Consider the following 23,537-nt stretch of genomic DNA (forward strand, 5'->3'; position numbering starts at 1 on the left):
TGCAAACATGGCAATTATTCTTCACACACCCTAAAGTGGCGGTTGGCCATGCCTTATTCCTCTGCCCTGGCCAGAGCACGGTGAGCCACCTGTGACCGAAACAGCGCTGCAGAAGCTTCTCCTCAAACGTTTTCTCATGGCGGCCGGCACCTATCTGTTGGTGTTGGCGCTGGTCTGGGTTGCGCTGTTGAATGGCCATCTGCAAGCCTCCCTGGATGTCTTGTTGCTGGGCAGCGGCTTGTTGCTGATGAGCCAGTTGCTGCTCGGCTGGGTGTTTGCCAGTGGCCGCAACCTGCGCTTTGGCGATCCGAGCCTGACCGAATTCCAGGTGTTGCTGGCGATTGCCTGGCAAACCTGGCTGCTGGCCCAGCTTGACCAGGGCCGCGGTACTTTTCTGATGTTTTATCCGTTGATTCTGATGTTCGGCCTGTTTCACCTGAGGGGGCGGGTGTTCGTGCGCTGCGCGCTGCTGGTGCTGTGCAGCTTCTTCGGCCTGATTGCCTGGGAGGCCTGGCAGGTGCCGCATTTCGCCGGTTCGCTGCTGGCGTTGCAGGCCAGTGCCTTGCTGGTGGTGCTGTGCTGGTTGTGCCTGTATGCCCGCTATGTGCAGGCCGCTCGCCAGCGCATGCGCCAACGCCGCTATGCCTTGCAAGCCCATCAGGACACCTTGCGCGGCATGATGCGCCAGCTTGAAGACCTGGTGGCCACCGACGAACTGACCGGGCTGTTCAACCGTCGGCATTTTCTCAGCCTGGCCAGCCGCGAGCTTGCGCACATGCGCGCAGACAGCAGCCACGGCCTGGCGTTGATCGACCTCGATCATTTCAAGCGCATCAACGATGTCTATGGGCATGCCGCCGGCGACCAGGTGCTGCAAGCCTTCGCCTCGATCGCCAGCGATTGCCTGGGCGACACTGCGGTGCTGGCCCGTTACGGTGGCGAAGAGTTCGTGCTGTTGCTGCCCGATTGCAGCCAAGCGCAGCTGTTCAGCTGTTGTGAACGCTTGCGCAAGGCCTTTGCCCTGGCCCAGCCGCCAGCGGTCGGCTTGCGCGTCGAACCGTTAAGCCTGTCGGCCGGGCTGACCCTGTTGGCGCCTGGCGATGATCTCGACGACGCCTTGCAACGTGCCGATCAGGCCTTGTACCGGGCCAAACACTGTGGGCGCAACCGCTGCCTGGCCGCCTGGGAGGCCGTCGATGCCTGAGTTGCGGGTCGCTGAGCGACAATGGCAGGTGGCCGCGGGCAGCAACCTGCTCGATGCCCTTAATGATGCCGGGCTGGCGGTGCCCTACAGTTGCCGTGCCGGCAGTTGCCACGCCTGCCTGGTGCGCTGCCTGCAAGGCCAGCCGGCAGATGCCCGACCCGATGCCCTGGCGGCGGACAAACGCCAGCAAGGTTGGCGCTTGGCGTGCCAATGCAGTGTCGAAGAAGATTTGCAGGTGGCCTTGTTCGACCCGCTCGCAGATGGCCTGCCGGCCGAGGTCAGCGGCCTGGACTGGCTGAGCCCGACGGTGCTGCGCCTGCGGCTTGAGCCGCAAAGGGCACTACGCTACCAGGCCGGCCAGCACCTGGTGTTGTGGAGCCCGAACGGGGTCGCCCGACCTTATTCGCTGGCGAGCCTGCCGGGGGAGGAGGGCTTTCTCGAGTTTCACCTCGATTGCCGGCAACCCGGTGCCTTCTGCGATGCCGCCCGGCAACTGACTATCGGTGCGACGTTGCGCTTGGGCGAGTTGCGCGGCGGCGCCTTGCATTACGATCCGGACTGGCAGGAGCGCCCGTTGTGGCTGCTGGCCGCCGGCACTGGCCTGGCGCCGTTATGGGGGATTGTGCGCGAAGCCTTGCGCCAGGAACACCACGGCCCGATTCGCCTGCTGCACCTGGCCCATGACCCGCAGGAACATTACCTGGCGCCCGCACTGACGGCGCTTGCCAGCCAGCATCCGCAACTGCAGGTCGAGCTGCTGACCCCGCAGCAGTTGCCCCAGGCTCTGGCGGCGCTACGCCTGCCGTCACGCCAGACCGTGACCCTGGCCTGTGGCTCGGCGGCCAGTGTCGAGCAGTTTGCCCGGCGCATGTTTCTTGCCGGCCTGCCGCGCAATCAGTTGCTTGCCGATGTTTTTATTGGCCACGCCTGATTCCCCGCAGGTAAAAAAAGGTTCTTCACAAAATCCGGGTTGGATGTTGAGGCTGCGAGTTTATCCATTCAGTGTGGGGCTGCTGCTGGCCCCTTCCGCCTTTACGGCGGCCTACTTTTCTCTTGGGAAGAAGTAGGCAAAACCGCTTGCTCCTGCATACGGCCCTACGCTGCGCTTCGGGTCCCCTCGCTACGGCACCTTCCGGGGCATCGCGGCCTACGACTTGCTTCGCAAGTCTACATCTCGCGTCTTCGGCTGCCGCCGAAGGTGCTGCGCACCGCCCCTACAGGCACCTACGCTCGGCCTCCTGAAGTCGCTTTTCGCGGCGCCTGGAAGTACGTGCATGAATATCAAGATCAAGTTGGTGCTCGTTTTATCAGCGGGCTTGTCCCGCTCCTGCGTCAGCATGGCTTCGCCAACATCAGCTTTCTCAGATACATCAGTGCAGGCGCCGCCCGTACATGTGTCCACCACGTGTCCGGTCCGTACACCAAGAACAAAAGGGACCCGCCGTAAGGGCGGAAGGGGCCAGCAGCGGCGCCACACCGAATGGATAAGCCCGCAACAACCCAAGAATCATAGCCCCAGGGATTCCGTGAAGAATCAAAAAAAAGCCCCGCAGCACAGGCTACGGGGCTTTGTTCAGCAGGGGCTGAGCATCAGACCAGCGAATCACCGACGTGCAGGATCTTCATGCCGTTGGTACCACCGATGGTGTGGTAGCTGTCGCCTTTGGTCAGGATCGCCCAGTCACCTGGCTCGACCGCGCCGCGCTGCAGCAACTCGTCGACTGCCGCCTGGCTGACTTTCTCCGCCGGCAGGGCTGCCGGATCGAAAGCCACCGGGTACACGCCACGGAACATCGCAGCGCGAGCCAGGGTGGCGCGGTGCGGCGAGAACGCGTAGATCGGCACCGAGGAACGCAGGCGCGACATGATCAGCGGGGTGTAGCCACTTTCGGTGAGGGCGATGATTGCCTTGACGCCGGGGAAGTGGTTGGCGGTGTACATGGCCGCCAGGGCGATGCTTTCGTCGCAGCGCTCGAAGCGGGTGTGCAGACGGTGGCTGGACTTCTGGCTAGTCGGGTGCTTTTCCGCGCCCAGGCAGATGCGCGCCATGGCCTGTACTGCTTCGATCGGGTAGGCGCCGGCGGCGCTTTCGGCCGAGAGCATCACCGCATCGGTGTTGTCCAGCACGGCGTTGGCCACGTCGGACACTTCGGCGCGGGTCGGCATCGGGTTCTGGATCATCGACTCCATCATCTGGGTCGCCACGATCACCGCCTTGTTGTTGCGGCGGGCGTGCTGGATGATCTTCTTCTGGATCGCGATCAGCTCGGCATCGCCGATTTCCACGCCCAGGTCGCCACGGGCAACCATGACCGCGTCACTGGCGGCGATCAGGCCGTCGAGGGTCTCGTCATCGGCGACCGCTTCGGCGCGCTCGATCTTGGCCACCAGCCAGGCGCTACCGCCGGCTTCGTCGCGCAGGCGACGGGCGTATTCCATGTCGCAGGCGTCGCGCGGGAAGGAAACGGCCAGGTAGTCCAGGTCCATTTCGGCTGCCAGCTTGATGTCGGCCTTGTCTTTTTCGGTCAGCGCCGGAGCTGTCAGGCCGCCGCCGCGACGGTTGATGCCTTTATGGTCGGACAGCGGGCCGCCGATCAGCACTTCGCAGTGCAGGGCGTCGGCGGTGGCGCTGGTTACGCGCATGACCACGCGGCCGTCGTCGAGCAGCAGTTCGTCGCCGACGCCGCAGTCCTTGACCAGGTCCGGATAGTCGATGCCGACGATATCCTGGGTGCCTTCGGTCAGCGGATGGGCGGTGGAGAAGGTGAAGCGGTCACCGACCTTGAGTTCGATACGCTTGTTGCTGAACTTGGCGATACGGATCTTCGGCCCTTGCAGGTCGCCGAGCAGCGCCACGTGGCGGCCCAGGCGGGCAGCGATATCGCGGATCAGGCGCGCGCGAGCCTTGTGCTCGTCAGGCGTGCCGTGGGAGAAGTTCAGGCGAGCGACATCCAGGCCGGCGAGGATCAGTTGCTCGATCACTTCCGGCGAGTTGCTGGCGGGGCCAAGGGTGGCGACGATTTTGGTACGGCGGATGGTCATGCACAGACTCCTATAGTGAAGCGCAGCGAAAGGCTACTCCGGAAATTCGCTGTAGTCATTGTTCCTTTGCACTACCTGGCGGTTAGCGCGGGTGGCGTTTGAACGGCTACAGGGCCCGAGCGCCGCTGGTGTGGGAGCGGCGGTGCGACGACTCGACTTGACCCGCGATGAGGCCAGTGCAGCCAGCCATGTCTACAGATTTTCCGCACAAAGCCGATACACTGCTCAATACAGGAGATCCCCCATGCGAGCCTTGATCGTTTTAGCCCTGGCCACCAGCGTCGTCGGTTGCACCCGCTGGTCGATGGACCATCATTTGAACAACGCCTACCGCGCCTATGACCGGGGCAACTGCGAGAAGGTCATGCTCGAGCTGTCCCAGGTCGAGCGCACCAGCCGTGCCCGACCGTTCATCCAGCCGGAAGTGTCGCTGCTGCGTGGCCAGTGCCTGGAACGGCAGAAATTGTTCGTCGATGCGGCGCAGACCTACCAGTTCATTCTTCAGCGCTACCCGCAGAGCGAGTACGCGTTCCGTGCCCGTGCCCGGCTGCAGACCCTCGAACAACTGGGCCACTACCGCAGCGGCGAAGCGGCGATTGCCCGCCCGGCAACCACCACGCCTTGGCGTTAATACTAAAGTCAGCAGGTCTGATTGTGACGCGCGGGTCAGGGTGCGCTAATCTTGTTGCTGAAATGAATGAAAAACAGCAGCCCTAGCGCGGCCCTGCTAAAAGGGTCTTCGACAGCGATCCCGACCATGTTTGACGAGCGCCGCATCGAGCGTCACCAGCTCCCTTATTTTCTCAAAGTCTTCAACCGCTTCACCGACCAGCCCATCGGCTACCTGGGAAATGTGTCCGAAGACGGCCTGATGCTGATCAGCCAGCTGCCGATGCTGGTCGGCCCGGATTTCGAGTTGCAGCTCAAAGTCCCGGGCCGCGATGGCGCAGTGCACCTGATCAACCTCACCGCCAGTTGCCTGTGGAGCCATGAAGACCAGACGCCCGGGCATTACGACTCGGGTTTCATGCTGCTGCAGGCGCCACGTGACTACGAGCAACTGGTGCGTGCCCTGCGCAACTATTTCAGCTTCCATCCGTTGAACGCTTCGGCCTGACGCTGGCCGTGACGGGCTGCTGGCCCTAGACTCTGGGCGACCTTCTGTTCAGGACGACCCCGTGAGCTCCAGCATTTTCTGGCACGACTACGAAACCACCGGTATCAACCCGCGCAACGACCGGCCCTTGCAGGTCGCCGGGGTGCGCACCGACCTTGACCTCAACGAGATCGAGGCGCCGATCAACTTCTATTGCCAGCCCAGCGCCGATATCCTGCCGCATCCCAAGGCTTGCCTGGTCACCGGCATCACTCCGCAGCAACTGGCCGCCAACGGCTTAAGCGAAGCCGAGTTCATGACCCGGGTGCATGCCGAACTGGCCCGCCCCGGCACCTGTGGCGCCGGCTACAACAGCTTGCGGTTCGACGACGAAGTCACCCGCTACAGCCTGTATCGCAACTTTTTTGATCCCTATGCCCGCGAGTGGCAGGGCGGCAACAGCCGCTGGGACTTGATCGACATCGTACGCACTGCTTATGCCCTGCGCCCGGACGGTATCGAGTGGCCACAACAGGACGGGCGCACCAGTTTGCGCCTGGAGTTGCTCACTGCCGCCAATGGCATCGACCATGGCCAGGCCCATGAAGCGTTGTCTGACGTGCGCGCCACCATTGCACTTGCGCGATTGATCCGACAGAAACAGCCCAAGCTTTATGACTGGTTGTTTCAACTGCGCAGCAAGCAGAAAGTCCTCGACCAGATTCGATTATTACAACCGATGGTGCATATCTCTGGCCGTTTCTCTGCGGCACGCAATTATCTGGGGGTGGTATTACCTCTGGCCTGGCACCCGCGCAATCGCAATGCCTTGATTGTCTGTGACCTGCACCTGGATGTTCAGCCCTTGATAGATGAGGATGCTGATTCACTGCGTCAGCGTTTATACACTCGTCGTGAGGAAATGCCTGACGGACAATTGCCGGTGCCGTTGAAATTAATCCATATCAATCGCTGCCCGGTGGTCGCCCCGTTGAGTGTATTGCGTGGCGAAGATCAGCAGCGTTTGCAACTGGATATGGCTGTTTATCAGGCGCGCGCGGCGAGTCTGATTGCCGCCGCCGGGCAATGGCAGGAGAAATTGCCGCTGGTTTATAGCGCCGAGGAGTTTGCTCCCAGCGAAGACCCGGAACAGCAGTTGTATGATGGCTTTCTTGGCGATCGTGATCGGCGTTTGTGCGAGCAAGTGCGCAGTGTCGATCCGCAGCAACTAGGGCAGGGGCAGTGGATGTTCGATGATGAACGGTTGCCGGAATTGTTGTTTCGTTATCGCGCACGCAATTTCAGCGAAACCTTGAATGCCGAGGAACGCCAGCGTTGGCAAACCTTCTGCCAGCAACGCCTGAGCGACCCGTTGATGGGCGCGCCCAATACCCTTGGGGATTTCGAGCGGGCCCTGCAGGAATGCTGGCTGGACGCCGACGCCCAGCAACAGCTGTTGCTCGGCCAGTGGCGTAACCATGTGCAGGCGCTTAAGTTGCAATTGGGAATGTAAGCAAACGTTGAAAATAAAAAACGCCAGCAAGGCTGGCGTTTTTAGCGAGTAACACAAGGTTACCAGCGGGCTTATTAACCCAGCAGGGTTGCCCAGCCTTCAACCACGTCACCACCCCATTTGGCTTTCCATTCTTTCAGGGTTTTGTGGTTGCCGCCTTTGGTTTCGATGACTTCACCGTTGTGCGGGTTTTTGTATTGCTTGACCTTGCGCGCACGTTTGGTGCCGGTGGTTTTAACCGCGCCGCGCGGGGCTTTGTTCAGTTTGGCTTCTGGATCCAGCAGCGCAATGATGTCACGCAGGGACTTCGAATATTCGCCCATCAGTGCACGCAGTTTGCCTTCGAATTCCAGCTCGGTTTGCAGCTTGTCGTCTTGCGACAGGTTCTGCAGACGCGCTTGCAGTTCTTTGATGGCTTCTTCGGTAGCGCGATATTCGTTGATCAGGGACATGAGGCGTTCCTTGGAAATGAAGGATTTTGGACAGACAGTGCGGCAATAATAATCAGACAGTACCCCCAAGTAAACATTTAAGCAGGCAATTAGCTCAATGAATGCTTAAACACCTTGAGGGATTAGGTTAAGAAAAATTTACAAACTAAGCGGTTTTTCCAATAGTTAACTTGATCGCCAGCCCGCAGCGCTACACGGCAGTGCCCTCTACCGCGCCGCCCAGGCAGGCGACAGGGCGCGTGCAATGAGTACTGCAGTTTTGCCGGGCACTCGCTAGAATGTGCGCCTTTGCGAAAGTTTCTGGAGTCCATTTCATGCGCACCTACCGGCTGGTGATTGCCTGCCCCGACCGCGTTGGCATCGTCGCCAAAGTCAGTAATTTCCTGGCGTCCTATAACGGCTGGATCAACGAAGCCAACCACCACTCCGACGAGCAGAGCGGCTGGTTCTTCATGCGCCACGAAATCCGCGCCGAAACCTTGCCGTTCGGTATCGAGGAGTTTCGTGAAGCTTTCGCACCGATCGCCGAAGAGTTCTCGATGGTCTGGCGCATCACCGATACCGACCAGAAGAAGCGCGTAGTATTGATGGCCAGCCGCGAGTCCCACTGCCTGGCCGACCTGCTGCACCGCTGGCATGCCAAGGAACTGGACTGCGACATTCCCTGTGTGATTTCCAACCACAACGACCTGCGCAGCATGGTCGAGTGGCACGGCATCCCGTTCTTCCATGTGCCGGTTGATCCGCAGAACAAGCAGCCGGCCTTTGCCGAAGTCTCGCGCTTGGTCAAGGAGCACGGTGCCGATGTGGTGGTACTGGCGCGCTACATGCAGATCCTGCCGCCGCAACTGTGCCAGGAATACGCCCAGCAGGTGATCAACATCCACCACAGCTTCCTGCCTTCGTTCGTCGGCGCCAAACCGTACCACCAGGCGTCGCTGCGCGGCGTCAAGCTGATCGGCGCGACCTGCCACTACGTCACCGAAGAGCTCGATGCCGGCCCGATCATCGAGCAGGACGTGGTTCGCGTCAGCCATAGCGACAGCATCGAAGACATGGTGCGTTTCGGCCGTGACGTCGAGAAAATGGTCCTGGCCCGCGGCCTGCGTTATCACCTGGAAGACCGCGTGCTGGTCCACGGCAACAAGACCGTGGTGTTCAACTAAGCCTCAGTGCCGGAGGTTGGCCGATGGCCGATCCACTCGACAAGGCTACCTCCAAGGCCCCGCCGACCCTCGGCGAGGGCTGCCTGAGCCGCTACGACCCGGATGCGCTGGACAGCGAAGACGGCACCGATTTTCCCGGTGCCGCCGAGCTCTGGGAGCAGCTCAAGCCGGCTAGCGACGAACCCGCGCCTGACTGAGCCGCCAGCGCTCCAGCAGCGGCCGGCCCAACAGGCAGAGGAACACCGGGCCACCGGCGACCAGGTAGAAGTAATAGGTCACCAGCCGCCAGATCAGGATGGCCGCCGCCGCGGTCGATGTGCCGACCAAAGGCGAAAGCAATGCGGCCGAGGTCATTTCAGCCGCGCCTGCACCGCCCGGTAGCAGGCTGAATTGCCCGGCGCTGAGCGACAGCATCTGCACCAGAAAGCTCGGTATCCACTGCAGATCGACCCCAAGCCCGCGCAACGCCAGGTACAGCACGCTGTAGCGCAGCCCCCAGTGCACGCAGGTCAGGGCAAATACCAGCGCCAGGGTGCGTTTAGGTAGCCGCCAGGTTTCGCCCAGGGCGTGAAAGAAGTGCAGCAGCTTGCGCGTCCAGCGTCGGCGCCTGCGGGCGGACACCTTGAGCCGGTGCAGCAACCGGCCATTGAGGCGCAGTAGCGCGCGACGGTATCGCAGCAAGCCGAGCAGGGTGGCGAAGGCGGCGAGCATCAACAGCGCGCTGCTGAGCAGCAGGCCCTCCAGGCTGCGGTTGAGACTGTGGAACAGCGCGTAGCCGGCGATCCCCAGCATGGCGCAGAAAAAGAACAGCAGATCATTGAGCTGGTCGGCAGCAAATACCGCGCTGCTGCGCGCAGGCCCGATGCGATCGCGGGCCAGCAAGGCCATCAGTGCCAGCGGCCCGCCGCTGCCGCCCGGCGTTGTACAGATGGCAAACTCGGTGGCCATGATCACCCCCAGGCTGCGCAAGCGCCCCAGCGCCGCGCCCTGGCTGCCGAGCAGCAAGCGCAGGCGCATGGCGTTGATGATCCAGCACACTACAATCATGGCGAACAGGCCCAGCAGCAGGTGCGGGGCAAAACCACGCAGGCGCGGCAACAGCTCGCTGCCTCCGAGCAGGGCTGGCACCAGCAGCGCCACGATCAGCGCCATCAGCAGCCAGAGCAGGCGGTTCACCGAGGGTGCCTGCTGGCCAGCCAGGCGGATTTGGTCATCGGCTCGCGGCCCTGGCGCAGCAAGCGCTGGACCGTTTGCAGCCAGTAGCGGCGCGAAAAGCCATGGCGCATGTCCACCGGGTGCAGGCCCAGGCGGATCACCGGCGCTTGGCGCAGGCGCGCCTCACGTACGTCGCACAACACTTTCGACAGCCCGCGGCGCCAACGGCTGCGGGCGCTCCAGACCAGGCCGGGGGCCGCGATCGGGCTGAAGTCGGGCAATTGAAAGATGTGCTGCGGGTCGCTGGTGTAACGCAGCGGGAGTTGGCGCAAGGCCTGGCGGGTGCCGTCGCTCATCAGCCAGGCCGGGGCGACAAAGCCCGCCAGGGGCCAGTCATAGCGGCGAAACAGGTCGATACCGGCTTCAAGGCGTTGCCGCGCCTGGGGCTGGTCGAGGCTGTAGAACTCGCCTTCCCAGGTATAGATGCGGCGCATGAAGTAGTCCCGCGGCGAGCGCGGCGGCGGGCTGTCATCGGCATGAAAGTAGCCATGCAGGGCCATTTCGTCGCCACGCTGCAAGCGCCGGTCGAGCATCAGGCGAAATCCGGGGGCCTGCTCCAGGGCATTGCGCTTGTGAAAGTCCGGCACCACCAGCCAGGTCATGGGAATGTTGCCCAGAGCGTCGATGGCTTCGACGAAGGGTTGGTAGTCCGGCCAGGTTTCCGGCGCAACATCATGCAGCACCAGCAGCAGGCTCGGGCGATCGGCAGGCTCAGGCATGAGCGCGTACCGGCATCGGGTGGCCGAGCACCGCCCGGTAATGCTCGAGCAGGCCATTGACTACGCTGTCCCAGGCGTAGTGCTGCTCGACATGGGCGCGGGCCTGCTGGCCCATTTGCCGGGCACCGGCCTCGAACACCTCGCGCACCGTGCGGGCCATGGCCTGGCCATCGTTGGGCGTACACAGGCGCCCGCACTGGTCGTTGACGATTTCGCTGAAGGCCCCGGCGGCCACGGCAATGACCGGGATGGCGCTGGCCATGGCTTCGAGAATCACCAGGCCGAAGGTCTCCTGGTCGCCTGCGTGCAGCAGGGCATCGGCGCTGGCCAGCAGGCGGGCGACTTCAGCGGCCGGGCAGAAGTGATCGATGACGCTGACGTTGGCCGGCACGGTGGCCGGCATGTGCGAGCCCACCAGCAGCAGGTGATAGTGCTTGCCCAGACGTTTCATGCAGTCGAGCAGCACCGGCAGGTTCTTCTCCCGCGAGCCGCGTCCGGCGAACACCAGCAGGCGCGTGGTATCGGCGAGACCCAGTTGCCGGCGCAGCGACAGGTCACGGTGCTGCGGGTGGAAGGTTGCCAGGTCGACGCCCAGGCGCTGCACATGGACATTGTCGATACCCAGGCCGCGCAACTTGTCGGCCATTACCTGACTCGGCGCCAGCACCCGGTCGAAATTGCCATAGAGTTTGCTGACATAGGCTTCGACGTTGGGCGTGAACCAGTTGCCCATGCGGTTGCTCACCAGCAACGGCAGGTCGGAGTGATAGAAGCCGATCACCGGCACATCCAGCTGGCGCCGGGCATCCAGCGCCGCCCAGGCGGTCAGATAGGGGTCACCGACCTCGATCAGGTCCGGCTGAAGATCGTGCAGGACATTGCGCCAAGGTGCCAGGCGCAGGGGGAAGCGATAGCCGTTGCCAAATGGCAGGGCCGGGGCCGGCACCTTGTAGATGCCGTTATCGTGGCTGGCGCTGGCGCCGGGAATCAACAGGCTGTGACGAACACCGGGGGTAAGGCCCAGGCGGCGGTGTTTGGCATCAAGATAGGTACGCACGCCGCCGCTGGCGGGCGCGTAGAACATGGTGATGTCAGCGATGTGCACGATCAGCATCCCTCCGAGATCGTCTCCAGAGTGTGTCACCAGGCGGCTTTTCGCCGCTGGAGACGCGCCCTAAGGTTGACCTCTATGAAGGATAGTTTGTTCGATTGGGTTCGGTAGCGGCTAGCGGCAAGCTACAAGCTGCAAGAAAAAGCAGAGCGCACTAGGCTCTGTTTCTTCTTGCACCTTACAACTTGTAGCTTGCCGCTCAAGCTCAAATACGGAAGCTGCCCACCAGTTGTTTCAGGCGGCTGGCTTGTTGCTCCAGGTCGGCGCAGGCGCGCAGGGTCGACTGCAGGTTCTCGACCCCTTCCTGGTTGAGCATGTTGATTTCGTTGATGTCCATGTTGATCGAATCGACCACGGCGGTCTGTTCCTCGGTGGCGGTGGCCACGGACTGGTTCATGCCGTCGATCTCGCCGATGCGCAGGGTTACGCTGCCCAGGCGCTCACCGGCCTGGTTGGCGATCTCGACGCTGTCCTGGCTGTGGCGCTGGCTTTGGCCCATGGTGTCGACCGATTCACGGGCGCCGACCTGCAGCTCTTCGATCATGTTCTGCACTTGCTGCGCCGACTCCTGGGTGCGGTGCGCCAGGTTGCGTACTTCATCGGCGACCACGGCAAAGCCGCGACCGGCTTCCCCTGCGCGTGCCGCCTCGATGGCGGCGTTGAGCGCCAGCAGGTTGGTCTGCTGCGAGATGCTGGTGATCACTTCGAGGATCTGGCCGATGTTCACCGTTTTGCTGTTGAGCGTCTCGATGTGTGCGCTGGAAGTGCAGATCAGGTCCGACAGACGGTTCATCGCCTGGATGCTGCGATCGACCACCTGCTGGCCTTCTTCAGCCAGATGCCGTGCCGAGCTTGCCTGTTGCGAGGCTTGCGCGGCGTTGTGGGCGATTTCCTGGGCGGCGGCGCCCAACTGGTTGATCGCCGCGGCAACGCTGTTGGTGCGGTTGGACTGCTCGTCGGAGTTGACCATCGACGAGTTGGAGGCACTGACTACCCGCAGGGCCACTTCGTTGACCTGCTCGGTGGCCGAGGACACTTCGCGGATCGAACCGTGGATGCGCTCGACGAAGCGGTTGAAGGCGGTGCCGAGGATGCCGAATTCGTCGTGGTTATGGATCGCCAGACGCTTGGTCAGGTCGCCCTCACCTTCGGCGATGTCCTCCATGGCCCGGGTCATGGTGTGCAGCGGTTGCATCAGTACGCGGATCAGCAGGCCGAGCAGGGCAATGATGATGACCACGGCGACCAGGGTGGCAATCACCGCCGAGGTGCGGAACTTGCTCAGCATCGAGTAGGCCTCGTCCTTGTCTACCGACAGGCCGATGTACCAGTTAGCCGAAGGCAGGCCCTTGACCGGGGCGAAGCTGAGGATCCGGGTCTTGCCGTCAAGTTCGACCTCGCTCGGCTCCTTGCTGATGCGCGGGGTGTTCTGTGGGAACAGGTCCGACAGCGACTTCATCACCAGGTTTTTATCCGGGTGCACGAGGATCTTGCCTTGATCGTTGATCAGGAAGGCGTAGCCCATGCCGCCGAAGTTCAGCGAGTTGATGATCTCGGTCAGGCCGTCGAGGGCCAGGTCGCCACCGACCACGCCAACGTTGCGCGCAGCGGTCGCCACCACCGAAATGACCATCTTGCCGGTGCTGACATCAATATAAGGTTCGGTCAGGATCGGCCCGTTGGCGGCCATGCCGTCTTTATACCAGGGGCGTACGCGCGGGTCGTAGCCGTCGGGCATCTTGGTCTGTGGGCGAATGGTGAAACCGCCGTTGACGTCACCCAGGTAAATGGTCAGGAAACTTGAGACCAGCGCTTGTTGGCCGAGCAGCGTGCCGACTTTGTCAGCCTCGGGAAACGCGGCAATGTTTTGTGCAACGTTTTGTACCAGCAGAATACGACCGTCAAACAGGTTCTTGATATTGGTCGAAGTGGTTTCGCCCATTTCTTCAAGATAGTTTTCCAGATCCTCGCGAATGGCATTACGCTGCAAGAAATCGTTGTACAAGGTAAACAGGGTAAAGGCGATCATGACGATCAGCGAGGCGGCCAATAGGATCTTGTGGCTGAATCGGAGGCTTTTGTTCATAACGTGTCGGTCCGCTAAGGTCTTGTTATCCGGGTCGTTCGCACAAAGAACAGCGTGAAAGCAGTGCAGGTCCCAATTCCTTGTCGGGCTATTCCTGTCTTCCTGGTGGTCTATCGCTATTTAATATCGGCCGTTTCAAGCCAAAGCTTTAAACAGAGGGTGAAAAAACATGCCTGACTCTTCGCAATTCGTGCTCGGCGCCGACCTCGCCGGGCAGCCGGTGGCCCAGGCCATGCGCCTGGCCAACCGTCACGGCCTGGTGGCCGGGGCGACCGGTACCGGCAAGACCGTGACCCTGCAACACATGGCCGAAGCCTTCAGCGACGCTGGCGTGGCGGTGTTTGCCGCTGACGTCAAAGGCGATCTGTGCGGCCTGGGCGCGGCGGGCAACCCCCAGGGTAAGGTGGCCGAGCGCATTGCCGGCATGCCCTGGCTTAACCATCGGCCTCAGGCTTATCCGGTCAGCTTGTGGGATATTCAAGGTCAGTCTGGTCATCCGCTGCGCACCACCCTCAGCGAAATGGGCCCGTTGTTGTTGGGCAATTTGCTGGAGCTGACCGACAGCCAGCAGGCGGCGTTGTATGCCGCGTTCAAGGTCGCCGACCGCGAAGGCCTGTTGCTACTCGACATCAAGGACCTCAAGGCGCTGCTGGCGCACCTGAAGGACAACCCGCAACTGCTCGGTGAAGACAGTGCGCTGATGACCACCGGCTCCAGCCAGGCCCTGTTGCGGCGCCTGGCAACCCTCGAGCAGCAGGGCGCTGAGGCGCTGTTTGGCGAGCCGGCCTTGCAACTGGAAGACATTCTGCAGCCGGATGTCGATGGTCGCGGACGCATTCACCTGCTCGATGCCAGCCGCCTGGTGCATGAGGCGCCGAAAGTCTATGCGACCTTCCTGCTGTGGCTGTTGGCCGAACTGTTCGAGCAATTGCCCGAGCGTGGCGATGCCGAAAAACCGTTGCTGGCCCTGTTCTTTGATGAGGCCCACTTGCTGTTCAATGGCACCCCCAAGGCCCTGCAGGACCGGCTGGAGCAGGTGGTGCGGCTGATCCGTTCCAAGGGCGTAGGTGTGTACTTTGTCACCCAGTCGCCGGGCGATCTGCCGGATGATGTCCTCGCGCAGTTGGGCCTGCGCGTCCAGCACGGCCTGCGGGCATTCACCGCCAAGGAGCAGAAATCCCTCAAGGCCGTGGCCGATGGTTTCCGCCCCAACCCGCAATTCGACACCTTGAGCGTGCTAACCGAGCTGGGCATCGGTGAGGCCCTGGTCGGTACCCTGCAGGAAAAGGGCACGCCGGGTATGGTCCAGCGTGTACTGATTGCCCCGCCGCAGTCGCGCATCGGGCCGCTGAGCGCCGCCGAACGGGCAGCGCTGATTGCCGCTTCGCCCTTGGTCGGGCGTTATGACAAACCGATCGACCGTGAATCGGCCTATGAAATGCTCAATGCCCGTAAAGGCGGCGCCGCTGAGCCTGAGCAGGCGCCGGCTGCGGCTGAAGAGAGCTTGGCCGACAAAGCCGGCGAGTTCCTGCAAAGCGCAGCAGGGCAGGCGATCAAGTCGGCGGTACGCCAGGCGGCCAACCAGTTCGGGCGCCAGTTGGTACGGGGCCTGATGGGTTCGTTGCTCGGCGGCAGCAAGCGCCGCTGATTGCATCAGGCATAAAAAAGGCGCCCCTCGGGGCGCCTTTTTACTGCGGGGTGTATTAGCCGATGGCTTTGGTTGCCAGCCAGAACAAAGCTGCCGACAAGCCCACGGTAGCCGGAAGGGTCAGTACCCAGGCCAGCAGGATGGTGCGTACGGTGCCACCTTGCAGGCCGCTCTTGTTCGCCACCATGGTACCGGCCACACCCGAGGACAGTACGTGGGTGGTCGAGACCGGCAGGCTGAAGATGTTGGCCATGCCGATGGCGCAGGCTGCGGTGATCTGCGCCGACATACCCTGGGCATAGGTCATGCCCTGCTTGCCGATCTTCTCGCCGATGGTCAGCACTACGCGTTTCCAGCCGACCATGGTACCCAGGCCCAGGGCCAGGGCGACCGCGAGAATCACCCAGAACGGTGCGTACTCGGTGGTGGCGGTGAGGTCCTTGCGCAGTTTGTCCAGGTCCGCCTTCTCGCGTGCCTGCAGGCCTGGCAGCTTGCCGACCTTCTTGGCGGTGTCGTCCAGGCAGAGCAGGTAACGACGTACTTCAATGCGTTTTTCCGGCGTCAGCGAACGGTAGTCGGCCACACCTTTGAGCGAATCGAGCAAGGCATTGATGGTCGGCTCGGTCTGCTGCGGGTTGCAACTGAACTGTTCTGGCAGGTCGCCTTCTTTGGCTTTGCCCAGGGCCAGGAATTCGCCCAGGGTCGCTTCGTTGCGCTGGTAGAACTGGTTCAGGTGCAGCGTGGCGTCGCGGGTCCGCTCGATCTGGTAGGTGGTGCTGTTGAGGTCGAGAACGAACGCCGATGGAACGATACCGATCAGTACCAGCATGATCAGGCCGATACCTTTCTGACCGTCGTTGGAACCGTGCACGAAGCTCACACCCATCGCCGAAATTACCAGCACCAGGCGGTTCCAGAATGGCGGGTGCTTCTTGTCGTCGAGTTTGCGGCGCTGTTCCGGCGTCTTGTGCATCTTCGACAGTGGTCGCCACCATTTCAGGCCGAGCAGCACCAGCGCGGCGACAGCGAAACCGGCCATCGGCGACAGTACCAGCGACATGCCGATATCGATTGCCTTCTGCCAGTTGACCCCGTCACCCAGCGGAATGTCGCTGATCAGGGCGTTGGCCAGGCCCACGCCGAGGATCGAGCCGATCAACGTGTGCGAACTGGACGCCGGGATCCCGAAGTACCAGGTACCCAGGTTCCAGGTGATGGCGGCAGCCAATAGAGAGAAGACCATCGCCAGGCCGTGGCCGGTGTTCACGTTGATCAGCAGTTCGACCGGCAGCAGGTGAACGATGGCATACGCCACGCCGACACCGCCGAGCAGAACCCCGAGGAAGTTGAACACGCCGGAGAAGAACACGGCCAGGTGCGGCGGCATGGCTTTGGTATAGATGACTGTAGCTACCGCGTTAGCGGTGTCATGAAAGCCATTGATGAACTCGAAGGCGAGTACGAAGGTCAGAGCGAGCAGCAAGCTCACCAGTACCCAGGCATCAAGTCCGCTGAATAAATCGATCATGAAGGAATTCTGACCCGGTCATAAGGGGGCGCGATTATGCCAGAAATCCCCGGTAATCGATGCCCCTGCGACGGACCGCTCGACGACTTTTCTACCCCATTGCCCAAGCCGCTGAGTCGGCGATGCTTCGGTGATCGTCGGCTAAAATCGAAAAAAATCGAGAAAAATTAAACATTTGCATGATTTCATGCGTGTCAGAAAAAAATCAAACGGCCGTATGAAATTTGTGAAATTCCGTTACCGCATGCGTATGACGGCGCAAAAATCAGCTGCATCGTGCTCAGCTAAAAGCATCCCCGCACGCCGTGGCGCGGCGTGTTGCGATCGCCATCAGGCGTGGCTCAGGGCGCCTGGTCCTTGAGTTCTTTCTCGATTTTTTCCAGTTCCTGGGCGAAGGCCTGGTCTAGCACGCTTGCGCGTTTGCGCCATGGCTTGCGTTCCGGGTCGGGTTGCGCGGCATAAGTGGTCACTTCACCGCCATAGACGTCCTTGTAACGTTGTTCCTGGCGCTCTAGTTCGGCGCGCAGTTCATCTTTGGTCACAGTATTACCTGTATGGATATAAACCCTGGCGTTTACGCGGGCAATTGAGTGCGCGGGGCACAACATGCACACGGCTACGCGGCCAGAGCGGCATAACTGTCGCAGCAACAGTAGGTTGTGGTGGTGCAAGCGAAAGTGAACATCGAGGTGTTCACGTTAATGGCACTTGCAGCGATCCGGTTGTGTCTGCCTGGGGGCAGCAGCGGATTGGATCCGCACTATCCTCGCCCAAGGGCGTGGATACGAAGTTTTATTATAGCAAGCAGATTGTCTGACACTAGTACTCTCTATTGTTGATAAGAACAATAGAGCGGCGGTTTTGTTACCAAGTTATGAATGCGCTCAGTCCGCCGAGTATGAAATTTGAACCGGGCGCCGAGAAAAAGTTCTCTGGCCACCGACCCCGTCTTTTACGGAGGAAGGAAAAACGGCCTCGCTTCGTGGGCAAGGCCGTGCCTGGGACTTCTACGGTGGGTACCTGACCAGTCTCTCCAAGAAGCCACATGGTGGCGGGAGAAAGGTATAAGCAATTGAGGGTAGCGGTCAATTGCGATTATCGGTCGATGGTTCGATAATCGCCCCAGTGACCGTGTTGCCGAGGCTAGCCATGACAGAAGAAACCACGCCCAAAGGGCCAGGATTGAACGACAACGTGCGTAGCTCGTTTGCGTCCCTGGCGCCGCCTATCGTTGCCTCGCCGGCCAAGCGTATCCAGGCCTTTACCGGTGACCCCGATTTCATGACCTCGCTGGCCCGGGGCCTGGCGGTAGTTCAGGCGTTCCAGGAGCGCAAGCGCCACCTGACCATCGCCCAGATCAGCCACCGCACGGAAATCCCCCGCGCCGCGGTGCGCCGCTGCCTGCATACGCTGATCAAGCTCGGCTACGCCACCACCGACGGGCGCACCTATTCGCTGCTGCCCAAGGTGCTGACCCTGGGTCACGCCTACTTGTCGTCGACGCCGCTGGCGGTATCAGCGCAGCCTTATCTGGACCGCATGAGCGACCAGTTGCACGAGGCTTGCAACATGGCCACCCTGGAGGGCGACGACATTCTCTACATCGCCCGCTCGGCCACGGTGCAGCGCCTGATTTCGGTCGACCTGTCGGTTGGCGGGCGCCTGCCGGCTTATTGCACCTCCATGGGCCGTATCCTGTTGGCGGCGCTGGACGACGCAACCCTGCACGAATACCTCGAGCACGCCGACCTGCAGGCCAAGACCAGCCGCACCCTCCATGACCCGGTGGCCTTGCTCGAGTGCCTGCAGCTGGTTCGCCAGCAGGGCTGGTGTGTGGTCGACCAGGAGCTGGAGCAGGGCTTGCGCTCGATTGCCGTTCCGGTCTACGACGCCTCCGGCCAGGTGCTGGCGGCGCTCAACGTCAGTACCCATGCCGGACGGGTCAGCCGCACCGAGCTTGAACAGCGCTTCCTGCCGATCATGCTTGCCGCCAGTCGTGACCTCAGCGCGCAATTGTTCGCCTGAACGTTCCTGTTCGATAAACGCACAGAGATGCGTTTATCGAATTGCGCCGCGCCCGCCTGCTTATTAATGTCCCTCGCAGCGGTCAGCCTGCCCTGACCGCCCATAATAATGAGCGAGAGGCAAACGCCCTATGACCGACTTCCTGTCCCTGCACGGTTTGCACCTGTCCTACGCGGGACTGCGCGGCAGCTGATCCAGTTTTTCGATCCCGTCCCTGTTCGTCCGTGCCGTTCACGCGCGCACCCGCACACGCGCGCGCTTCTTCTGGATAAAAATAATGAATAGTCCTCAAGCTGCTGTCGGAAACTGCCTTGATGTGCAGTCCTTTATCAATAGCCAACCGCTGTCGCGCTACCAATGGCGGGTGGTGATCCTGTGCTTTCTGATCGTCTTCCTCGACGGCCTCGATACGGCGGCCATGGGCTTTATCGCCCCGGCCCTGTCCCAGGACTGGGGCATTGACCGGGCCAGCCTCGGCCCGGTGATGAGCGCTGCGTTGATCGGCATGGTCTTCGGTGCGCTGGGGTCCGGGCCGCTGGCCGATCGTTTCGGGCGCAAAGTCGTACTGGTGGGGGCAGTGCTGCTGTTCGGCGCGTTCAGCCTGGCGTCGGCCTACAGCACCAATGTTGACCAGTTGCTGGTGCTGCGTTTTCTCACCGGGCTGGGCCTGGGCGCGGGCATGCCCAATGCCACGACGCTGCTGTCCGAATACACCCCGGAGCGGCACAAGTCGCTGCTGGTGACCAGCATGTTCTGCGGCTTCAACCTGGGCATGGCCGGGGGTGGCTTCATTTCTGCCAAGCTGATCCCGGCGTTCGGCTGGCACAGCCTGCTGCTGATCGGCGGGGTTCTGCCACTGGTGCTGGCGGTGGTGCTGGTGTTCTGGCTGCCGGAGTCGGCGCGTTACCTGGTAGTCCGTAACCGCGGCACCGACAAGGTACGCAAGACCCTGGCGCCGATCGAGCCGGCCATCGTCGGCCAGGCATTGAGCTTCAGCGTGCCGGAGCAAAAGACAGTCAAAGCCCGCAACGTGTTTGCGGTGATCTTCTCCGGGACTTACAGCGTCGGCACTCTGCTCTTGTGGCTGACCTATTTCATGGGCCTGGTGATCGTCTACCTGCTGACCAGCTGGCTGCCAACCCTGATGCGCGACAGTGGCGCGAGCATGGAGCAGGCCGCCTTCATCGGTGCGCTGTTCCAGTTTGGCGGGGTGCTCAGCGCCGTGGCGGTGGGCTGGGCCATGGACCGTTACAACCCGCACAAGGTTATCGGCACCTTCTACTTGCTGGCCGGGGTGTTTGCCTACGCGGTAGGGCAGAGCCTGGGCAACATCACCCTTCTCGCGACCCTGGTGCTGATTGCCGGTATGTGCGTCAACGGTGCGCAGTCGGCGATGCCGTCGCTGGCGGCCCGCTTCTACCCGACCCAGGGGCGCGCCACCGGGGTGTCGTGGATGCTCGGTATCGGCCGTTTCGGGGCGATTCTCGGGGCGTGGATGGGCGCAACCCTGTTGGGCCTGGGCTGGAATTTCGAACAGGTGCTGACCGCGCTGGTGATCCCTGCGGCACTGGCCACCACGGCGGTGATTATCAAGGGCATGGTCAGTCACGCAGATGCGACCTGACAGCCCTCGCACGTGTTGTTAGCAAGGTAACAATCAGTTCGATAATCGAACGGTTAGTCGATTATCGGATTGAACAGCCCCCCAGCCCATCTTAATCTGAACCCATGACCGGCGCCGCCCGAGGCGCCTTGAAACCGACCCCGACTCAGCATATCCAGGAGTCTGCAATGGCTGAAATCCTCTCGCTCCACGACGCCGTGAAGCAGTTCGTCAACGACGGAGACAGCGTCGCCCTCGAAGGCTTCACGCACTTGATTCCGACTGCCGCCGGGCATGAAATCATTCGTCAGGGCAAGAAAGATCTGACCCTGGTACGCATGACGCCTGACCTGATCTACGACCAGCTGATCGGCGCCGGTTGCGCCCGCAAGCTGATTTTCTCCTGGGGCGGCAACCCGGGTGTCGGTTCCCTCCATCGCCTGCGCGACGCGGTTGAAAAACACTGGCCGCACGCTATCGAGATCGAAGAACACAGCCACGCCGACCTGGCCAACGCCTACGTCGCCGGCGCCTCGGGCCTGCCCTTCGCGGTGCTGCGTGCCTACGCAGGTTCCGACCTGCCGAAGGTCAACCCACTGATCAAGAGCGTGACTTGCCCGTTCACCGGTGAAGTTCTCGCCGCCGTGCCTTCGGTACGCCCGGACGTCACCGTGATTCACGCGCAAAAGGCCGACCGCAAGGGCAACGTGCTGCTCTGGGGCATTCTCGGTGTGCAGAAGGAAGCAGCCCTGGCGGCCAAGCGCTGCATCGTCACCGTCGAGGAAATTGTCGACGACCTCCAGGCGCCGATGAACGCCTGCGTGCTGCCGACCTGGGCGCTGTCTGCGGTGTGCCTGGTGCCGGGCGGCGCGCATCCGTCCTACGCCCATGGTTACTACGAGCGGGACAATCGCTTCTACCAGGCCTGGGACCCGATTGCCCGCAGCCGCGAAAGCTTCACGGCGTGGGTCGACCAGTACATTCGCGGCACCGCCGACTTCACTGAATTCAAGGCAAAACTGGCCAGCGCGGAGGCTGCACAATGAGCTACTCCACCAATGAAATGATGACCGTTGCCGCAGCCCGTCGCCTGCGCAATGGCGCCGTCTGCTTCGTCGGCATCGGCCTGCCGTCCAAGGCCGCCAACCTGGCGCGCCTGACTTCGTCGCCCGATGTCGTGCTGATTTACGAGTCCGGCCCGATCGGCGCCAAGCCAAGCGTGCTGCCGCTGTCGATCGGTGACGGCGAGCTGGCGGAAACCGCCGACACCGTGGTGCCGACCGGCGAGATCTTTCGCTACTGGCTGCAGGGCGGGCGCATCGATGTGGGCTTTCTCGGCGCGGCCCAGGTCGACCGCTTCGGCAACATCAACACCACCGTGGTCGGTGACTATCACCAGCCCAAAGTTCGCCTGCCAGGTGCCGGTGGCGCGCCGGAGATCGCCGGTTCCGCCAAGCAGGTGCTGATCATCCTCAAGCAGTCGAACCGCGCCTTTGTCGACAAGCTCGACTTCATTACCTCGGTCGGCCACGGCGAAGGCGGTGATTCACGCAAGCGCCTGGGCCTGCCAGGCGAGGGGCCGGTAGGCATTATTACCGACTTGTGCATCATGGAGCCGGAAGCCGGTACTCATGAGTTCGTGGTGACTTCGATTCACCCGGGCGTGACTCGCGAGCAGATCATCGCTGCCACCGGCTGGGCCATCCGTTTTGCCGACAACGTGCAAACCACCGTCGCGCCGAGCGATGTCGAGCTCAACGCCCTGCGCGACCTTGAAGCGCGCACCGCCGCCGCCCACGGCCAAGCGCCAGGAGAAGCCTGATGCGTGAGGTATTTATCTGCGATGCCATTCGCACCCCCATTGGCCGCTTTGGCGGCGCCCTGGCCAGCGTGCGCGCCGACGACCTGGCGGCAGTGCCGCTCAAGGCATTGATCGAGCGTAACCCGCAGGTACAGTGGGATCAGCTCGACGAGGTGTTCCTCGGCTGCGCCAACCAGGCCGGTGAAGACAACCGTAACGTCGCGCGCATGGCGCTGCTGCTGGCCGGCTTGCCGGACAGCGTGCCGGGGGTGACCCTCAACCGCCTCTGCGCCTCGGGCATGGACGCGGTGGGCACGGCCTTTCGCGCCATCGCCAGCGGCGAGATGGAGCTGGCGATTGCCGGCGGCGTCGAGTCGATGTCCCGGGCGCCGTTCGTCATGGGCAAGGCCGACAACGCCTACTCGCGCAACATGAAGCTGGAAGACACCACCATCGGCTGGCGCTTCATCAACCCGCTGATGAAGGCCCAGTACGGCGTCGATGCCATGCCGCAGACCGCCGACAACGTTGCCGATGATTACCAGGTCTCGCGTGCCGACCAGGACGCCTTTGCCCTGCGCAGCCAGCAACGCACGGCTGCCGCCCAGGCTGCGGGCTTCTTTGCCGAAGAGATCGTGCCGGTGCGCATCGCCCATAAAAAGGGCGAGACGGTCGTTGAGCACGACGAGCACCCGCGCGCCGACACCACCCTCGAAGCCCTGGCCCGCCTCAAGCCAGTCAACGGCGCGGACAAGACCGTCACCGCCGGCAATGCCTCGGGGGTCAACGACGGTGCTGCGGCGCTGATCCTGGCCTCGGCAGACGCAGTGAAAAAGCATGGCCTGACCCCGCGGGCGCGGGTGCTGGGCATGGCCAGTGCTGGTGTGGCGCCGCGGGTAATGGGCATCGGCCCGGTGCCGGCGGTGCGCAAACTGACCGAGCGCCTGGGCTTGGCGGTGGCTGATTTTGATGTCATCGAACTCAACGAAGCCTTTGCCAGCCAGGGCCTGGCCGTGCTGCGCGAACTCGGCCTGGCCGACGATGCGCCGCAGGTCAATCCCAACGGCGGCGCCATTGCCCTTGGCCATCCGCTGGGTATGAGCGGCGCGCGCCTGGTCCTTACCGCTTTGCACCACCTGGAGAAATCCGGCGGACGCAAAGGCCTGGCGACCATGTGTGTCGGCGTCGGCCAGGGCCTGGCCCTGGCCATCGAGCGGGTGTAAACCAATGACCCGGCCGCGCCGCCTCCACGCAAGGCGGCGCGGCCGGCGTGATTGTTCTGTGGAACGTGAGTGTTACTGAGTGTGTCTAGACTCTCAGAACCCACC

Annotated in this window: 21 protein-coding genes; 13 read left to right on the forward strand and 8 right to left on the reverse strand. The window is 62.3% G+C overall.

Translation table 11 applies throughout. From position 1 onward, the window contains the following. Nucleotides 1-91: 91 nt before the first annotated feature. Together UB48_RS12610 and UB48_RS12615 are read left to right on the forward strand one after the other, a co-directional pair. The gene (locus tag UB48_RS12610) at nt 92-1,204 is read left to right on the forward strand and encodes a diguanylate cyclase (protein WP_045197434.1); all 1,113 of its coding nucleotides are present in this window, start codon (nt 92-94) and stop codon (nt 1,202-1,204) included. Further along, nucleotides 1,197-2,135 (forward strand): iron-sulfur-binding ferredoxin reductase, encoded by a 939-nt coding sequence (locus UB48_RS12615; protein WP_045197436.1) that lies wholly within the window; start codon nt 1,197-1,199, stop codon nt 2,133-2,135. The genes UB48_RS12610 and UB48_RS12615 overlap by 8 nt, the downstream gene beginning before the upstream one ends. Before the next feature lie 659 nt (nt 2,136-2,794). Here UB48_RS12615 and pyk read toward each other — a convergent pair. Then, a complete protein-coding gene (pyk, locus tag UB48_RS12620) occupies nt 2,795-4,246 on the reverse strand; it encodes a pyruvate kinase (protein ID WP_045197438.1) in 1,452 nt (483 codons plus the stop codon). A gap of 244 nt (nt 4,247-4,490) precedes the next feature. Between pyk and UB48_RS12625 the strand changes: the two genes are divergently transcribed. The 3 genes from UB48_RS12625 to sbcB all read left to right on the forward strand — a co-directional run bounded on the left by UB48_RS12625 (nt 4,491) and on the right by sbcB (nt 6,855). Beyond that, nucleotides 4,491-4,877 (forward strand): tol-pal system YbgF family protein, encoded by a 387-nt coding sequence (locus tag UB48_RS12625; RefSeq protein ID WP_045197440.1) that lies wholly within the window; start codon nt 4,491-4,493, stop codon nt 4,875-4,877. Nucleotides 4,878-5,003: 126 nt separating this feature from the next. Next, nucleotides 5,004-5,363 carry a PilZ domain-containing protein gene (locus UB48_RS12630; protein WP_045197442.1) on the forward strand — a complete coding sequence of 120 codons (360 nt, stop codon included), beginning with the start codon at nt 5,004-5,006 and terminating at the stop codon, nt 5,361-5,363. Between the two features lie 61 nt (nt 5,364-5,424). Continuing rightward, nucleotides 5,425-6,855, forward strand: coding sequence for an exodeoxyribonuclease I (gene sbcB, locus UB48_RS12635; RefSeq protein WP_045197445.1), 1,431 nt, complete (start codon nt 5,425-5,427; stop codon nt 6,853-6,855). A 74-nt stretch (nt 6,856-6,929) separates the two neighbouring features. On the opposite strand, the gene mvaT is transcribed toward sbcB, so the two are convergent. Beyond that, complete coding sequence (mvaT, locus tag UB48_RS12640; protein WP_045197447.1) at nt 6,930-7,307, reverse strand: histone-like nucleoid-structuring protein MvaT; 378 nt, start codon at nt 7,305-7,307, stop codon at nt 6,930-6,932. Between the two features lie 314 nt (nt 7,308-7,621). Here mvaT and purU point away from each other — a divergent pair, with 314 nt between their 5' ends. Next, nucleotides 7,622-8,473 carry a formyltetrahydrofolate deformylase gene (gene purU, locus UB48_RS12645; RefSeq protein ID WP_045197450.1) on the forward strand — a complete coding sequence of 284 codons (852 nt, stop codon included), beginning with the start codon at nt 7,622-7,624 and terminating at the stop codon, nt 8,471-8,473. 23 nt (nt 8,474-8,496) lie between these two features. Further along, a complete protein-coding gene (locus UB48_RS27975) occupies nt 8,497-8,670 on the forward strand; it encodes a hypothetical protein (protein WP_176794221.1) in 174 nt (57 codons plus the stop codon). Here the strand turns inward: UB48_RS27975 and UB48_RS12650 are convergent. From UB48_RS12650 to UB48_RS12665, 4 genes are all read right to left on the reverse strand, one after another. Continuing rightward, entirely contained in the window at nt 8,645-9,649 is a 1,005-nt protein-coding gene (locus UB48_RS12650; RefSeq protein WP_045197452.1) for a lysylphosphatidylglycerol synthase transmembrane domain-containing protein, read from the reverse strand. The genes UB48_RS27975 and UB48_RS12650 overlap by 26 nt on opposite strands. Beyond that, entirely contained in the window at nt 9,646-10,407 is a 762-nt protein-coding gene (locus tag UB48_RS12655; RefSeq protein WP_045197453.1) for a DUF2334 domain-containing protein, read from the reverse strand. Before UB48_RS12655 ends, UB48_RS12650 begins: the two co-directional genes overlap by 4 nt. Beyond that, nucleotides 10,400-11,521 carry a glycosyltransferase family 1 protein gene (locus UB48_RS12660; protein ID WP_045197455.1) on the reverse strand — a complete coding sequence of 374 codons (1,122 nt, stop codon included), beginning with the start codon at nt 11,519-11,521 and terminating at the stop codon, nt 10,400-10,402. Before UB48_RS12660 ends, UB48_RS12655 begins: the two co-directional genes overlap by 8 nt. Before the next feature lie 202 nt (nt 11,522-11,723). Next, nucleotides 11,724-13,604 carry a methyl-accepting chemotaxis protein gene (locus UB48_RS12665; protein WP_045197457.1) on the reverse strand — a complete coding sequence of 627 codons (1,881 nt, stop codon included), beginning with the start codon at nt 13,602-13,604 and terminating at the stop codon, nt 11,724-11,726. A gap of 169 nt (nt 13,605-13,773) precedes the next feature. Between UB48_RS12665 and UB48_RS12670 the strand changes: the two genes are divergently transcribed. After that, nucleotides 13,774-15,252: a helicase HerA-like domain-containing protein gene (locus UB48_RS12670; RefSeq protein ID WP_045197459.1), complete on the forward strand. Its 1,479-nt coding sequence runs from the start codon at nt 13,774-13,776 to the stop codon at nt 15,250-15,252. 55 nt (nt 15,253-15,307) lie between these two features. On the opposite strand, the gene UB48_RS12675 is transcribed toward UB48_RS12670, so the two are convergent. Together UB48_RS12675 and UB48_RS12680 are read right to left on the reverse strand one after the other, a co-directional pair. Continuing rightward, a complete protein-coding gene (locus UB48_RS12675; RefSeq protein WP_045197461.1) occupies nt 15,308-16,780 on the reverse strand; it encodes an inorganic phosphate transporter in 1,473 nt (490 codons plus the stop codon). 341 nt (nt 16,781-17,121) lie between these two features. Next, entirely contained in the window at nt 17,122-17,322 is a 201-nt protein-coding gene (locus UB48_RS12680; protein WP_010220873.1) for a hypothetical protein, read from the reverse strand. Nucleotides 17,323-17,929: 607 nt separating this feature from the next. Here UB48_RS12680 and pcaR point away from each other — a divergent pair. The 5 genes from pcaR to pcaF all read left to right on the forward strand — a co-directional run bounded on the left by pcaR (nt 17,930) and on the right by pcaF (nt 23,432). Further along, nucleotides 17,930-18,805, forward strand: a complete 876-nt coding sequence (gene pcaR / locus UB48_RS12685) for a pca regulon transcriptional regulator PcaR (RefSeq protein WP_176794222.1) — start codon at nt 17,930-17,932, stop codon at nt 18,803-18,805. A 277-nt stretch (nt 18,806-19,082) separates the two neighbouring features. Next, nucleotides 19,083-20,429 (forward strand): MFS transporter, encoded by a 1,347-nt coding sequence (locus UB48_RS12690; protein ID WP_045197467.1) that lies wholly within the window; start codon nt 19,083-19,085, stop codon nt 20,427-20,429. A 167-nt stretch (nt 20,430-20,596) separates the two neighbouring features. Continuing rightward, nucleotides 20,597-21,454: a CoA transferase subunit A gene (locus tag UB48_RS12695; RefSeq protein ID WP_045197469.1), complete on the forward strand. Its 858-nt coding sequence runs from the start codon at nt 20,597-20,599 to the stop codon at nt 21,452-21,454. Next, on the forward strand, nt 21,451-22,230 hold the full coding sequence (locus UB48_RS12700; protein WP_045197471.1) for a CoA-transferase subunit beta: 780 nt from the start codon (nt 21,451-21,453) through the stop codon (nt 22,228-22,230). Before UB48_RS12695 ends, UB48_RS12700 begins: the two co-directional genes overlap by 4 nt. Further along, the gene (gene pcaF, locus UB48_RS12705; RefSeq protein ID WP_177329160.1) at nt 22,227-23,432 is read left to right on the forward strand and encodes a 3-oxoadipyl-CoA thiolase; all 1,206 of its coding nucleotides are present in this window, start codon (nt 22,227-22,229) and stop codon (nt 23,430-23,432) included. Before UB48_RS12700 ends, pcaF begins: the two co-directional genes overlap by 4 nt. Nucleotides 23,433-23,537 lie beyond the last annotated feature (105 nt).

Origin of the sequence: Pseudomonas sp. 2(2015), assembly GCF_000955865.1 — a bacterium.
GTDB lineage: Bacteria > Pseudomonadota > Gammaproteobacteria > Pseudomonadales > Pseudomonadaceae > Aquipseudomonas.